Consider the following 15047-nt stretch of genomic DNA (forward strand, 5'->3'; position numbering starts at 1 on the left):
GCATCACTTGCCGCCGAGTTCCGGGGCGACGGTGTAGTCACCGATGTCGGTGGTGTTCGGGACGATCCGGCTGAGCGCCTCCTTGATCGCGACTTCGAGGCGCGCGTTCTTGGCGGCGTCGGCGGCCTCCCGGCCCTCGGCGAACTCCGGCAGCACCTCGGCCGCGAACGTCTCCAGCGACTCGACGATGTGCTCGTGCTGGTTCTTGCCGATCTGCACCGAGAAGATGACCTGGTCGACACCGACCGCCTCGTACCGGCGGATCAGGTCCCGGATCTGGTCCGGGGTGCCGATGCCGCGGCGCAGCGAGGTGATCTGCGCCAGCATCGCCTGGGCCTCGGGGCTCTGCTCGGTGTCGCCGGCCGGTGCCGGGTCACGGACCAGGCCGTACTGCTCGCGGTTCTTCTCGAACTCGTTCCACACGTCGGTGGTGCCCGGCCGGTGCTGCCCGGTGATGTAGTAGTGCATCAGCGAGTAGGAGAAGAAGTGGGCGCCGGACAGACCCCGGTCCAGGGCGGTCTCCTCGTCGGGGTGGCACATGAAGGGGAGCACGACGGCGAAGTTGGGGTTGACGGTCTTGCCCAGCGGCACGCACTCCTCGGAGGCGAGCGTGCGGTAGTAGAGGTCCACCCATTCCTTGGCCTCCTCCGGTGACACGAAGGAGAACGACAGCGCGCCGAGGCCCGCCTTCGCCGCCGACTCGATCGTCTGCCGGGCGCTGCACGCCACCCACAGCGGCGGGTGCGGGCCCTGCTTCGGCTTCGGCACCACGTTGCGCGGCGGGACCTTGACGTACTCGCCGTCGTGACCGGTGAACGGCGTCTCGGAGAGCATCCGGGTGATCACGCCGAGGGCCTCGGCCCACTGGTCGCGCTTGGTCTCCCGGGACACGCCGAACCCGTCGAGCTCCAGCTGGGAGCTGCCCTGGCCGGTGCCGAAGTCGACGCGGCCGCCGGAGATCAGATCGAGGGTGGCCAGGCGCTCGGCGACCCGGGTCGGGTGGTTGACCGACGGCGCGAGCGTGACGATGCCGTGGGCGAGGCGGATGTTCTTCGTCCGGGCGGCGGCCGCGGCCAGGAACACCTCGGGGGCGGCGGAGTGCGAGTACTCCTCCAGGAAGTGGTGCTCGGTCGCCCAGGCGTAGTCGAACCCGAGCTTGTCCGCGATCTCGATCTGCTCCAGCGACTCGCGGAACATCCGCTCCTCGCTGTCGGCCTGCCACGGCCGCGGGAGCTGGTGGTGGTAGATGAGTCCGAAACGCATGTGCGGTATTCCTTTCGCACTGACACGGAAAGGGGAGAGGGCTTTTCTCTACAGGCTCTGCTTGACGAGCGCGCCGCCGTCGATGCGCATTTGCAGGCCGGTCACGTAACGGGATTCCGGGGAGGCGAGATAGACCACGGCGTGCGAGACGTCGATCGCTTCCACATAGGCGATCGGCATGGCCTGGATCCCGGTGAAGCCCGCCTCGGCGTCGTCCCAGCCGGGCTGTTCGAGGTCGGGGCGGAAGGTGCGGTACATCGGGTCGTTGCGCAGCATCGCGGTGTCGACGTTGGTCGGGTGGATCGCGTTGACCCGGGTGCCGGACGGCGCGAGCTGCACCGCCAGGGTGCTGACATAGCTGGCGAGGACCTGCTTGGCGAACCGGTATCCGGCGAATCCGGGCCCGGCCGGGGTGGTGTCGCCGAACCCCGGGATCTGGCCGGTGACCGAGCCGATCAGGATGACCGACCCACCCTCGCCGAGGTGCGGAAGTGCAGCGTGCACGGTGTTCACCGCACCGAGGAGGTTCACGTCGACGGTGTCGGTGAACGCCGTCACCGGGCGGCCGGCGCCGATCGGCAGGATGCCCGCGTTGGCCACCACGGCGTCGAGCCGGCCCAACTCGGCCACCCCGGAGGCGACCGCCTCCTTCAGGGCCGCCGCGTCACGGACGTCGGCCTGCCGGAGCACCACCCGGCGCCCGGTCTTCTCCACCAGGCGGCCGGTCTCCTCCAGGTCGGCGGCGTCGGCGAGCGGGTACTCGGTCACCTCCAGATCCCGGCAGACGTCGATGGCGATGATGTCCGCGCCCTCTTCGGCCAGCCGGACCGCATGGCTGCGCCCCTGGCCTCGCGCGGCACCGGTGATCAATGCGACCCTACCGTCAACCCGGCCCATCACGGCCTCCCATCAGATTTCTGCGGCTCAATTCCTGCCGCAATTTCTACCGCTTTCCGATACCGGCGCGACCCTTTTCCGGACCCCTATCAAGGGGTGCCCGGGCAATCTAGGGGTGCACCGTTTCCGTGGGCGCCTGCTCGATGATCACGTGCGCATTCGTGCCGCTGATGCCGAACGAGGAGACCCCGGCACGGCGGGCCCGGCCGGTGTCCGGCCACTCCCGGGCGCCGGTCAGCAGCCGCACCGCGCCGGCGTTCCAGTCGACCTGCGGGGTGGGCTCGTCGACGTGCAGGGTGCGCGGCAACTGCCCGTGCCGCATCGCCATCACCAGCTTGATGACGCCGGCGACACCCGCCGCGGCCTGGGTGTGGCCCAGGTTCGACTTGATCGAGCCGAGCCACAGCGGCCGGTCGGCGGGGCGGTCCCGGCCGTAGGTGACCAGGAGCGCCTGTGCCTCGATCGGGTCGCCCAGCCGGGTACCCGTACCGTGCGCCTCGACCACGTCCACGTCGGACGCGGCGAGACCGGCACCGGCCAGCGCCTGCCGGATCACCCGCTGCTGCGCGGGACCGTTGGGCGCGGTGATGCCGCTCGACGCCCCGTCCTGGTTGATCGCCGAACCGCGGATCACGGCGAGCACCCGGTGCCCGTTGCGGCGGGCGTCGGAGAGCCGCTCCAGCAGCAGCATGCCGCACCCCTCGCCCCAGCCGGTGCCGTCGGCCGCCGCCGCGAACGACTTGCAGCGGCCGTCGGGGGCGAGTCCGCGCTGTTTGCTGAAGTAGAGGAACGTCTCCGGCGTCGACATCACGGTGACGCCGCCGGCCAGGGCCAGTGAGCACTCCCCCGCCCGCAGTGCCTGTGCCGCCAGGTGCAGCGACACCAGCGACGACGAGCAGGCGGTGTCGATCGAGACGGCCGGGCCCTCCAGCCCGAGGGTGAACGCCACCCGGCCGCTGACCAGGCTGCCACCGCCGTCGGCACCGTCGTAATCGTGGTACATCACGCCGGTGAAGACACCGGTACGGGTCCCCTTGAGGCTCAGCGGGTCGATGCGGGCCCGTTCGATCGCCTCCCAGGCCGTCTCCAGGAGCACCCGCTGCTGCGGATCGATCTCCTCGGCCTCCCGGGGCGAGATGCCGAACAGCTCGGCGTCGAAGTCGGCCACGTCGTGCAGGAAGGCGCCCTCCCGGGTGATGCTCCGGCCCGGCACCCCCGGCTCCGGGTCGTAGATCCCGTCGGTGTCCCAGCCACGGTCGGCGGGGAAGAGGGTCACCGCGTCGCGGCCCTCCTCGACGAAGCGCCACAGCTGCTCCGGTGTGCCGATGTCCCCGGGGTAGCGGCAGGCCATGCCGATGATGGCCACGGGTTCGCCGGCCCGGGCGGCGAGCTCGTCGTTGGTCTCCTGCAGCCGCTCGTTCTCCAGCAGTGCGCTGCGCAGTGCCTCGACGAGCCGGTCGACGGACGGTTCCACTGTCACCTCAGCTTTCCGACGGGTTCGACGAGGCCTTGAGCGCCCTGCGGATCAGGTCGTCGACCGCCATGCTCTTGATGTCGGCCCGGGGTTCGGCCTGCGGGACCACGGAGTCGGCGGTGGTTCCCGGCTCCTCGGCGGCGGCCAGCTTCAGCAGGGCGTCGAGCAGCCCGGCGTCGCGCATCCGGTCGATCGGGATGGTGCCGAGCATCCGCCGTACCGACTCGTCGTCGGGTCCGGTGGAGGCCGGGGCGATCTCGCTGATCAGGTATTTCGCCAGCGTCTCGGGGTTGGGGTAGTCGAACATCAGGGTGGCCGGCAGGCGCTGGCCGGTCGCTGTCGCGAGCCGGTTGCGCAACTCGATGGCGGCCAGCGAGTCGAGGCCCAGTTCGGTGAAGCCCTTGTCGACGTCGACCGACGACGGGTCGCTGTGCCGTACCGCCGCCACATGGTCCCGGACCAGGTCCAGGACGATCCGCAGCTGGTCCTCGGCGGAGCGCCCGGCCAGCCGCCGGTTGAGCTCCTCCTCGCTGGAGAGCGGCGGTTCGGTGACCACCGCCCGGGTGACGCGCTGCGGCGCGGCCGGGATCAGCGACCGCAGGCGGTCCGGCAGGCCGGGCCGGGACCGTAGCCCGGCCGGATCGACGTGCAGCGGGACCAGCACCGGTTCGTCGCGGGTGAGCGCCTCGTCGAACAGGCTCAGCCCCCGCTCCACGCTCAGTGCCGGGGTGCCGGCCCGGCGCTGCCCCTCGATCACCTCGGGGTCGAGGGTGGCGCCCATGCCGGCGCCCTCCCACAGGTGCCAGGCCAGCGAGACGGCCGGCAGCCCGAGGTGGCGGCGGTGCTCGGCGAGCGCGTCGAGGTAGGCGTTGGCGGCGGCGTAGTTGGCCTGCCCCGCGTTGTCCAGGAAACTCGCCGTCGACGAGAACATCACGAAGGCGGCCAGATCCGCGTCCCGGGTCAGCTCGTGCAGGTGCCGGGCCGCGTCAGCCTTGGGTGCCAGCACCGTCGCCAGCCGTTCCGGGGTCAGGACGTGCACGGGGACGTCGTCGAGCACACCGGCGGCGTGGACGATCCCGGTCAGCGACCCGGCCCCGCGGATCCGCTCGATCAGGGCGGCGAGGGCCTCCCGGTCACTGACGTCACAGGCGGCGACGTCGACCCGCGCACCGGCGGCGGCCAGCTCGTCCCGCAGCTCGGCCGCGCCGGGCGCGTCCAGGCCCCGGCGGCTGGTCAGGACCAGGTCCCGGACCCCGTGCCCGGCCACCAGGTGCCGCGCGACGGCGGCGCCGAGTCCGCCCGTACCGCCGGTGATCAGGACCGTTCCGTCGCCCCACGAGGCGATGCCGGGGGTGGTGGCCGGCACCGGTGCGAGCCGCGGCACCGCGAGGACGCCGCCTCGGACGGCGGTCTCGGGAGCATCGGCGGCGACCGCGGCGGCCAGCGCCAACCGGATCGCCTCCGGGCCGTCCGCGTCGATGTCGACCAGCAGGAACCGGCCGGGGTGCTCGGACTGGGCAGCCCGGATCAGACCCCACACCGGCGCCTGGGTCACGTCCGCGTCGTCGCCGGGCCGGACCGCCACGGCGCCGCGGGTCACCAGGACCAGACGGGCGCCGGCAAGCCGGGAGTCGGCGAGCAACTGTTGTACGGCCGACAGCACCCCCGTGGTCCCGTCGGCGGGCACCGCGTGCACCAGCACGGTAGTGCCGGCGGGCACGTCGGCGACACTGCCGAAGGCCGGCAGGCCGCACAGGTCCCGGCCGAGCACCGCCCAGCCGTCCGTGGCCACGGGTACCCCGGTGGCCGGCCGCGTCTCCCAGGTCACCCGCAGCAGCGGGCCACCGGTGCCGAGCCGGGCCGGGTCGATCGCCCGGGACACCAGGCCTTCGATCGTCGCGAGCGGACGGCCGTTCTCGTCGGCGACCCGGAGTGCGGACTCCTCGTCACCGCGGACCCGGGAGAGCCGGACCCGCAGGCCGGAGCCGCCGGTCGCGTGCAGGGTGACACCGCGCCACAGGAACGGCAGCAGGGTCCGCTCGTCGCCGCCGACCAGCAGATCGGCGTGCAGGGCCGCGTCCAGCAGCGCCGGGTGCGGGCCGAAACCGGCCGGCCGGCCCAGTGCTCCGGGCGGGGAGACCTCGGCGTACACATCGTCGCCGTCGCGCCAGGCCGCGGTCAGGCCCTGGAACGCCGGGCCGTAGCCGTAGCCGCGCTGGTCGAGGGACTCGTAGAGGCCGGTGACGTCGACCGGTTCGGCACCGGCCGGCGGCCAGGCCGTCAGGTCGAAGTCCGCGGTGGTGCCGGTGGTGGTCAGGGTGCCCTCGGCGTGCCGGGTCCACTCGTCGCCGTCCCGCGAATGCACGGTCACCGGCCGGCGGCCTTCGTCGTCGGCCGCACCCACCACGACCTGCACCTGAGCCGGCAGCACCAGCGGCGCCTGGAGCATCAGCTCCTCGACCGTCGCGCAACCGACCTCGTCACCGGCCCGGATCACCATCTCCAGCAGGCCGGTACCGGGCACGAGGACCGTGTCGTTGACCCGGTGATCGGCCAGCCACGGCTGAGCCTGCACCGACAACCGGCCCGTCGCGACGACCCCGTCACCGTCCGGCAACACCACGATCGCCCCGAGCAGGGCCTGCTCGGCTTCCGGGGCCGCGTCCAGCCAGTACCGCTCGCGCTGGAAGGCGTAGGTCGGGAGGTCGACCCGGCGGGCGCCGGGGAACAGTGCGGTCCAGTCGACCGGCACACCCTGCACGAAAGCGCGCGCCAGGCCGGTCAGCAGTTCGACGGCCTCATCCCGATCGCGGCGCTGGAGTGCGATCGCTCCGTCGGCCATCGGCGTGAGTGCCGCGTCCGAACCGATCTCCAGGAACGTGGTGGCATCCATCGCCGCCACCGCGTCGGCGAACAGCACCGTCCCGCGGGTGTGGCGTAGCCAGTAGTCGACCGTGGCCAGGTCGTCCGGAGTCGCAGCCTTGCCGGTCACCGTGGAGACGATCGGGATCTGCGCCGGACTGAAGGTGACAGTCGAGAGTTCCTGCTGGAAAGCGGCCAGCATCGGTTCCATCAGCGGCGAATGGAACGCATGCGACACCTTCAGCCTGGTATTGCGGCGGCCCAACGTCTCCAGCGCCTGATCGACGTCCTCAGCGTTGCCGGAGATCACCACCGCGTTCGGGCCGTTCACGGCGGCGATCGCCACGCCCAGCGGCTCGACCTCTTCCGGGGTCGCCTGCACCGCGGCCATCGCGCCGCCGGCCGGGAGCGCCGCCATCAACTTGCCGCGCGCGACCACCAGGCGCACCGCATCAGGCAGCGAGATCATCCCCGCCACATGAGCGACGGCGAACTCTCCGACGGAGTGACCAGCCAAAACGTCGGGCTTAACACCCCACGACTTCAGTAGCGCGACCAAAGCGACCTGGAAAGCAAAGATCCCGATCTGCGCGTTGTCGGTCGAATCCAAAGTCGCACGGTCGTCACCCCACCAGATGCTCTTGGGATCACCCGGGACCAGAGAGGCGACCTCGTCGAACGCGGCGGCGAACACCGGGAACGCCTCGTAGAGACGACGACCCATGCCCAGGCGCTGCACGCCCTGACCGGAGAACAACCAACCCACCTGGCCCGCCGAACGAGCCACACCCGTCACCAGACCCGGAGCCTCGTCACCCCTGACGAGGGCAGCCAACGCAGCAGGATCGAAAGCGACAGCACGGTTCTCCAAAGCAGCCCGCCCACTCGCCAGCGAATACGCCACATCCGGCGAATGATCCAGATCAGCCAACCGCGCAGCCTGAGCACGCAACGCCGACTCACCACGACCCGACACCACCAACGGCACCGGAACACCCGAAGGCCACACCGGCCCGGAAGCCGGCTCCGTGACCGCGGGCGCCTGCTCGACGATCACATGCGCGTTCGTGCCGCTCAGGCCGAACGAGGAGACACCGGCCCGGCGCGGGCCCGCCGTCTCCGGCCACGGCCGGGCGCCGGTCAGCAACTGGACCGCCCCGGCACTCCAGTCGACGTTGCTGGACGCCTGCTCGGCGTGCAGCGACTTCGGCATGATCCCGTGGCGGACGGCCATCACCGCCTTGATCACGCCGCTGACACCCGAGGCGGCCTGGGCGTGACCGATGTTCGATTTGATCGACCCCAGCCAGAGCGGACGGTCGGCCGGACGACTCTGGCCGTACGTCGCAAGGAGGGCCTGTGCCTCGATCGGATCGCCGAGAGTCGTACCCGTGCCGTGTCCTTCGACGAGGTCGACGTCGGCGACCGACAAACCGGAGGCCGCCAGCGCCTGCCGGATGACCCGCTGCTGGGAGGGTCCGTTCGGCGCGGTCAGGCCGTTGCTGGCACCGTCCTGGTTGATGGCGCTGCCGCGGAGCACCGCCAGCACCTCGTGCCCGTTGCGGCGGGCGTCGGACAGCCGCTCGATCAGCAGCAGGCCGATCCCCTCGGCCCAGCCGGTGCCGTCGGCCGCGTCGGAGAAGGCCTTGCAACGACCGTCCGCGGCGAGTCCGCGCTGCTGACTGAAGTCGACGAAGATGTCCGGGTTCGGCATCACCGTCACACCGCCGGCGACGGCCATGGTGATCTCGCCGGAGCGCAGCGCCTGACAGGCGGTGTGCAGCGCGACCAGCGACGACGAGCAGGCGGTGTCGACGGTGACGGCCGGCCCCTCCAGACCGAGGGCGTAGGCGACCCGGCCGGAGGCGATCGACCCGGCGCTGCCGTTGCCGAGGTAGGCCGACAGGTCGTCGGGAGCCTGCCCGGCCCGGGCACCGTACTCGTGGTACATCACGCCGACGTAGACGCCGGTCCGGCTGCCGCGCATCGAGGTCGGCGCGATGCCGGCGTCCTCGAACACCTCCCAGGCGCCCTCCAGCAGGAGCCGCTGCTGCGGGTCCATCGCGAGCGCCTCCCGCGGCATGATGCCGAAGAAGTCCGGGTCGAAGTCGGCTGCGTCGTGCAGGAAACCACCGGTACGGACGTAGGTCTTACCCGGTCGGCCCGGCTCGGCGTGGTAGATGCCGTCGGTGTCCCAGCCCCGGTCGACGGGGAACCCGGTGACCGCGTCGGTCTCCGACATGACGAGCCGCCACAGGTCCTCGGCCGACCGGACCCCACCGGGGAACCGGCAGCTGATACCGACGATGGCGATCGGCTCGTCGGCCCGTACGACCAAGGTCTGATCGGTGGGCGGCGCGGCGGTGACGCTGTCGGCGAACCTGGTCATCAGGTGGTCGGCCATCGTCCGCGGACTCGGGTAGTCGAACACCAGGGTCGGGGTCAGTTTCAGGCCGACCTGGCCGGTGAGGGCGTTACGCAGCTCCACCGCGGCGAGCGAGTCGAAGCCCATCTCCTTGAACGCCCGGTCCGGCTCGATCACCTCCGGCCCGGCATGCCCGAGGACGGCGGCCACCTGCGTGCGGACGATCTCCAGCAGGGCGCGGGAACGTTCCGGTGCGGGCAGCGCGGCGAGGCGGTCGAACGGGCCCGGGCCGTCGAGGGTCCGGGCGGCGGCGGCCCGCCGGGCCGGCGCGGGAAGAAAACCACGCAGGTGAGCGGGGACGTCTCCGGTCCGGTTACGCAGCGCGACATGATCGATATGCAGGGGTACGACCACCGGCTCAGCCCGCGCGAAAGAGGCGTCCAGGAGCGCCAGTCCTTCGGCCACGGTGAGCGCCGGCAGACCGAGCCGTCGCATACGCGCCAGATCACTTTCGGTCAGCGGTCCGCCGAGCCCGGTGTCGACCTCCCACATGCCGTAGGCCAGTGCCGTCGCCGGCAGACCCTGCTCGTGCCGGTGCACGGCGAGCGCGTCGAGGAACGTGTTGGCCGCCGCATAGTTGGCCTGGCCCGCCGCGAGGACGGTGCCGCCGGCCGACGAGAAGAGGACGAACGCGCTGAGCACCAGGCCGCTGGTTAGTTCGTGCAGGTGCCACGCCCCGTCGACCTTCGGTGCCAGCACCCGCCGCAGGCGGGCGGCGTCCAGCGACGCGATGAGCCCGTCGTCGATCACACCGGCGGCGTGCACGACGGCCGACAGCTCCGGGCCGATCTCGCCGATCAGGCGCTCGGCCGCGGCCCGGTCCGCGATGTCACAGGCGAGCACGCGGATCCGGGCGCCGAGCCCGGTCAGCTCGGCCGACAGTTCCGCGGCGCCGGGCGCCGCGTTGCCACGGCGGCTGGTCAGGACCAGGTCGCGGACGCCGTGGGCGGTTACCAGGTGACGGGCCACCAGGGCGCCGAGCCCACCGGTACCACCCGTTACCAGGACCGTCCCACCACCGAAGCCAGACGCCTCCGATCCAGCACCACCACCGGAGCCAGACGCCTCCGATCCGGCACTACCACCGGAGCCAGACGTCCCCGATCCAGCGCCACCGCCGGCCGGCTCCGATCCGGCACCGGCGCTGAAGCCGGTGGTCTCCGGGTCGGTGTCGGTCACCGGCTCCAGGCGCGGCACGAGCAGCCGGCCGGCGCGGATGGCCGCCTCCGGCTCACCGGTGGCGACCACCGGCCGCGGGTCGGTACCGTCCACGTCCACGTCCACGTCGATCAGGAAGATCCGGCCCGGGTGCTCGGCCTGCGCCGCACGGACCAGGCCCCACACCGGAGCCACCCGCACGTCGACCACATCACCGGATGCCGCATCACCCTTGGCCGCATCACCCTTGGCCGCATCACCCTTGGCCGCATCACCCTTGGTCGCATCGGCGCTGGTCGCATCGCCCTTGGTCGCATCGGCGTTGGTCGCATCGCCCTTGGTCGCATCGGCGTTGGTCGTGGTGACGGCTCCGCGCGTCATCACCGCCAGGCGGGAGCCGGCGAAACGGTCGTCGCCGAGCCAGTGCTGAATCAGGTTCAGGGTCGAGGCGGTGACGTCGGCGACCGCGGCCGGGACGTCGTCACCCACGGCGGTCAGACTGACGGCGACCACGTCGGGCACCGTGGTCAGCTCGTCGAGCGTGGTCACCGCGGCCCACGAACCGGCCTCGGCGGGCTCGCCCAGCGGACGCGACCGCCAGCCGAGGTGCAGCAGGGAGTGGTTGCCGGCCCGGGCGAGCTGCTGCTCGGTGACCGGGCGGGACACCAGGCTGCCGACGGTCGCGACCGGGCGGCCCGCCGCGTCGGCCACCCAGAGGGCGGAGAGTTCATCGCCGCGCACCCGGAGGAGCCGGACCCTCAGCGATCCGGCACCGGCGGCGTGCAGCGTCACGTCACCCCAGACGAACGGCAGCAGGGTCGACGCGTCGTCGCCGGCGAGCAGGTCGGCGTGCATGGCGGCGTCCAGCAGCGCCGGGTGCAGGCCGAAATCAACCGCCCGGCCCTGCAGTGCCTCCGGCGCGGTGACCTCGGCGAACACCTCGTCGCCACGGCGCCAGGCCGCGGTCATCGCCTGGAAGGCCGGGCCGTAGCCGTACCCCCGAAGGCGCAGAAGGTCGTAAGCCCCGCTGATGTCGATCGGCTCGGCACCGGCCGGCGGCCACACCGAGAAGTCGAAGTCGGCGGTCGTGGTGGCGCCGCGCACGGTTCCGGTCGCGTGCCGGGTCCAGCCCTCGACACCGTCGGCGCGGCTGTGCACACTGACCGGCCGTAGCCCGTCGGTCCCGGCGCCGACGACCACCTGCACCTGCAGGCCGCCCTGTTCCGGCAGGATCAGCGGCGCCTGGAGCGTCAGTTCGTCGACGGTTCCACAGCCGACCTCGTCACCGGCGCGGATCACCATCTCCAGCAGGCCGGTGCCGGGCACCAGGATCCGGCCGTTGACCCGGTGGTCGGCGAGCCACGGCTGGGCCTGCGCCGACAGCAGCCCGGTGGCGATCGCGCCACCGTCGTCCGGCAGGCGCACCATCGCCCCGAACATCGGATGCTCCGCCTTCTGCAGACCCACCGATCGCAGATCGCCCGCACCCACCGCCGCGTCCAGCCAGTACCGCTGCCGCTGGAAGGCGTAGGTCGGCAGGTCGACCCGGGGCGCACCGGCGGGAGTCGGCCCGGCCGCGCTGAGGAGCCCGGCCCAGTCGACCGAGACGCCCTGCACATAGGCCTGTCCCAGACCGGTCAACAGTTCGGTGACCTCGTCGCGGTCACGGCGCTGGAGTGCGATCGTTCCGTCGGCCATCGGGGTCAACGCCGCATCCGACCCGATCTCCAACAAGACACCGGCGTCCATCGCGGCCACGGCGTCAGCGAAAAGCACTGTCCCGCGGGTGTGCCTCAGCCAGTAGTCGACAGTCGCCAGGTCGTCCGGAGTCGCCGCCTTACCCGTCACCGTCGAGACGACCGGAATCTGCGCCGGACTAAAGGTGACCGTCGAAAGTTCCTGCTCGAAAGCAGCCAGCATCGGATCCATCAACGACGAATGGAACGCATGCGACACCCGCAGCCGAGTGTTACGGCGACCCAGCGCCTCGACGACCCGGTCGACGTCCTCAGCACTGCCGGAGATCACCACCGAATCCGGACCGTTGACCGCAGCGACCGCGATACCGAACGGCTCAACCTCCGCGGCCGTCGCTTGCACCGCAGCCATCGACCCACCAGCAGGCAGTGCGGCCATCAACTTGCCGCGCGCGACCACCAGACGCACCGCATCAGGCAGCGAGATCATCCCCGCCACATGAGCGACGGCGAACTCGCCAACCGAATGACCAGCCAAAACGTCGGGCTTAATCCCCCACGACTTAAGTAGTGCGACCAAAGCGACCTGGAAAGCGAAGATCCCGATCTGCGCGTTGTCGGTCGAATCCAAAGTCGCCCGGTCCTCGCCCCACCAGATGCCCTTCGGGTCACCCGGGACCAGAGAGGCGACCTCGTCGAAGGCGGCGGCGAAGACCGGGAAGGCCTCGTAGAGACCACGACCCATACCGAGACGCTGCACGCCCTGACCGGAGAACAACCAGCCGACACGACCGGCCGTGGCGACCGGGGCGTCCGACTCGATGACCGCCCGAAGACGCGCGGCGAGCGCCTCGCGATCCCCGGCCACCACCACGGCACGTGCGGGGAAGACCGACCGCGAGGTCAGCAGCGCGCGCCCGACGGCGGGAAGTTCGTCATCCGACCACGACCCGAGGCGCTCCAGCAGCGACCGTGCCTGCCCGGCCAGCGCCGCCGGCGACTTCGCATGCAGCACCCACGGCACCAGGCCCGACCCGGTCACGGCCGGCCCGGTCACGGCCGGCCCGGTCACGGCCGGCGCGGCTACTGCCGGCGCGGCTACGGTCGGCGCGGTCACGGCCGGCTCGGCCTCCACCGGCGGCGCTTGTTCGAGGATGACGTGCGCGTTCGTGCCGCTGATACCGAAGGAGGAGACACCGGCACGGCGCGGGCGGCCGTCCTCCGGCCAGGCGACCGCGTCGGCCAGCAGGCGCACGGCCCCCGCCGACCAGTCCACCTCGGGCGACGGCTCATCGGCGTGCAGGGTGGGCGGCAGCACACCGTGACGCATCGCCATCACCATCTTGATGACGCCGGCGACACCGGCGGCGGCCTGCGCGTGACCGATGTTCGACTTGATCGACCCCAACCAGAGCGGACGATCGGCGGGACGGCTTTGGCCGTACGCCGAAAGAAGGGCCTGCGCCTCGATCGGATCACCGAGAGTCGTCCCGGTGCCGTGCCCCTCGACCACGTCGATCTCGGCGGGCGTGAGCCCGGCGCCCGCAAGCGCCTGCCGGATGACCCTCTCCTGGGCCGGGCCGTTCGGCGCGGTCAGCCCGTTGCTGGCGCCGTCCTGGTTGACCGCCGACCCGCGGACCACGCCGAGGACCGGATGGCCGTGCCGCCGGGCGTCGGAGAGCCGTTCGAGCAGCAGCATGCCGGCGCCCTCACCCCAGCCGGTGCCGTCCGCTCCGGCCCCGAAGGACTTGCAGCGGCCGTCGCCGGCAAGCCCACGCTGACGGTTCATGTCGACGAAGGTGTCCGGGGTGGACATCACCGTCGCGCCGCCGACCAGCGCCATCGAGCATTCGCCGGTGCGCAGCGCCTGGATCGCCCAGTGCAGGGCCACCAGCGACGAGGAGCAGGCGGTGTCGACGGTGACGGCCGGGCCCTCCAGGCCGAGCGTGTACGCCACCCGGCCGGACGCGACACTGGCGAGGCTGCCGTTGCCGAGGTAGCCGGCGATGTCGTCGGACACCTCGCCGAGCCGGGTGCCCCAGTCGTGGTACATGATGCCGGCGAAGACGCCGGTGGCGGTGCCACGCAGCGACTGCGGGTCGATGCCGGCCCGTTCGATCGCCTCCCACGACGTCTCCAGCAGCAGGCGTTGCTGCGGGTCCATGGCCTGGGCCTCGCGCGGGCTGATCCCGAAGAAGTCGGCGTCGAACTCGGCGGCGTCGTGCAGGAAGCCGCCCTCCCGGGTGGAGGTCTTGCCGGGCACGCCGGGTTCGGGGTCGTAGAGGGCCGCGACGTCCCAGCCACGGTCGGCGGGGAAGGCACTGACCGCGTCGACGCCGTCGGCGACGAGCCGCCACAACTCCTCGGGGGTGGTCACCCCGCCCGGATAGCGGCAGGCCATCGAGACGATCGCGATCGGATCACCGTCGTCGGACACGGTACGGACCACCGGAACCGCGACTGCCGGTGCGGAGGCGACCACCAGTCTGCCGCCGATGTGCGCGGCCAGCGCCCGGGCCGTCGGATAGTCGAAGACCAGGGTCGCGGGCAGGCGCAGCCCGGCCACGGTGTTCAGCCGGTTGCGCAGTTCGACGGCGGAGAGCGAGTCGAAGCCGATCTCACTGAACGCCCGGTCCGGGTCGATCGCCCCGCCACTGTCGTGCCGGAGAACGCCGGCCACCTCGGCCCGTACCAGATCAAGCAGTGTCTCGTCGCGTTCCTCCGGCGACAGCCGTCCCAGCCGGGCGGCGAGCGAGTCGTCCACGGTCGCGGGCGCGGCGGCCGTCGCGGCCCGGCGCCGGGCCGGTGGGACCAGCTCGGACAGCACCGGCGGTACGCCGTCCGCGCGCCTGCCCAGGGCCACGGTGTCCACGCGAACGGGGACGACGGCCGGCCGCCCGCCCGCGACGGCGGCGTCGAGCAGCGCCAGGCTCTCCCCGGCGGTGAGCGGGACCAGCCCGAGGCCGGCGATCCGTTCGATCGCCAGACGGTCGAGCCCGGCGCCCATGCCACGGTCACCGGTCCACAGACCCCAGGCCAGGGATGTGGCCGGCAGGCCCTGCTCGTGGCGGTGCACGGCGAGCGCGTCGAGGAAGGCGTTGGCGGCCGCGTAGTTGGCCTGGCCCGCGTTGTCGAGGAACGCGGCGGTCGACGAGAACAGCACGAACGCGGAGAGCCCGAGGTCGCGGGTGAACTCGTGCAGGTGCCACGCCCCGTCGACCTTCGGCGCCAGCACCCGGCGCAGACGGTCCGGGGTCAGCGACTCCACCAG

The 15047-nt window shown here is 72.0% G+C and carries 3 protein-coding genes and 1 pseudogene; all 4 read right to left on the bottom strand.

Annotation, left to right across the window (positions count from 1 at the left end; all coding sequences use genetic code 11):
* Positions 1-3 precede the first annotated feature (3 nt).
* Positions 4-1263 (bottom strand): LLM class flavin-dependent oxidoreductase, encoded by a 1260-nt coding sequence (locus tag ACFO0C_RS32230; RefSeq protein ID WP_378070514.1) that lies wholly within the window; start codon positions 1261-1263, stop codon positions 4-6.
* Between the two features lie 48 nt (positions 1264-1311).
* Complete coding sequence (locus ACFO0C_RS32235; protein ID WP_378070515.1) at positions 1312-2160, bottom strand: mycofactocin-coupled SDR family oxidoreductase; 849 nt, start codon at positions 2158-2160, stop codon at positions 1312-1314.
* A 130-nt stretch (positions 2161-2290) separates the two neighbouring features.
* Positions 2291-3637, bottom strand: a pseudogene (locus ACFO0C_RS32240) (type I polyketide synthase); the annotation flags it as partial.
* A gap of 4 nt (positions 3638-3641) precedes the next feature.
* On the bottom strand, positions 3642-15047 hold an 11406-nt coding region (locus tag ACFO0C_RS32245; RefSeq protein ID WP_378070516.1), incomplete at its 5' end, for an SDR family NAD(P)-dependent oxidoreductase.

Origin of the sequence: Actinoplanes subglobosus (assembly GCF_042650585.1) — a bacterium.
Classification (GTDB): domain Bacteria; phylum Actinomycetota; class Actinomycetes; order Mycobacteriales; family Micromonosporaceae; genus Actinoplanes; species Actinoplanes subglobosus.

Coding starts and splice junctions, on each gene's coding strand:
- ACFO0C_RS32235 (WP_378070515.1), bottom strand. CDS start 2,160: ATGGGCCGGGTTGACGGTAGGGTCGCATTGATCACCGGTGCCGCGCGA.
- ACFO0C_RS32230 (WP_378070514.1), bottom strand. CDS start 1,263: ATGCGTTTCGGACTCATCTACCACCACCAGCTCCCGCGGCCGTGGCAG.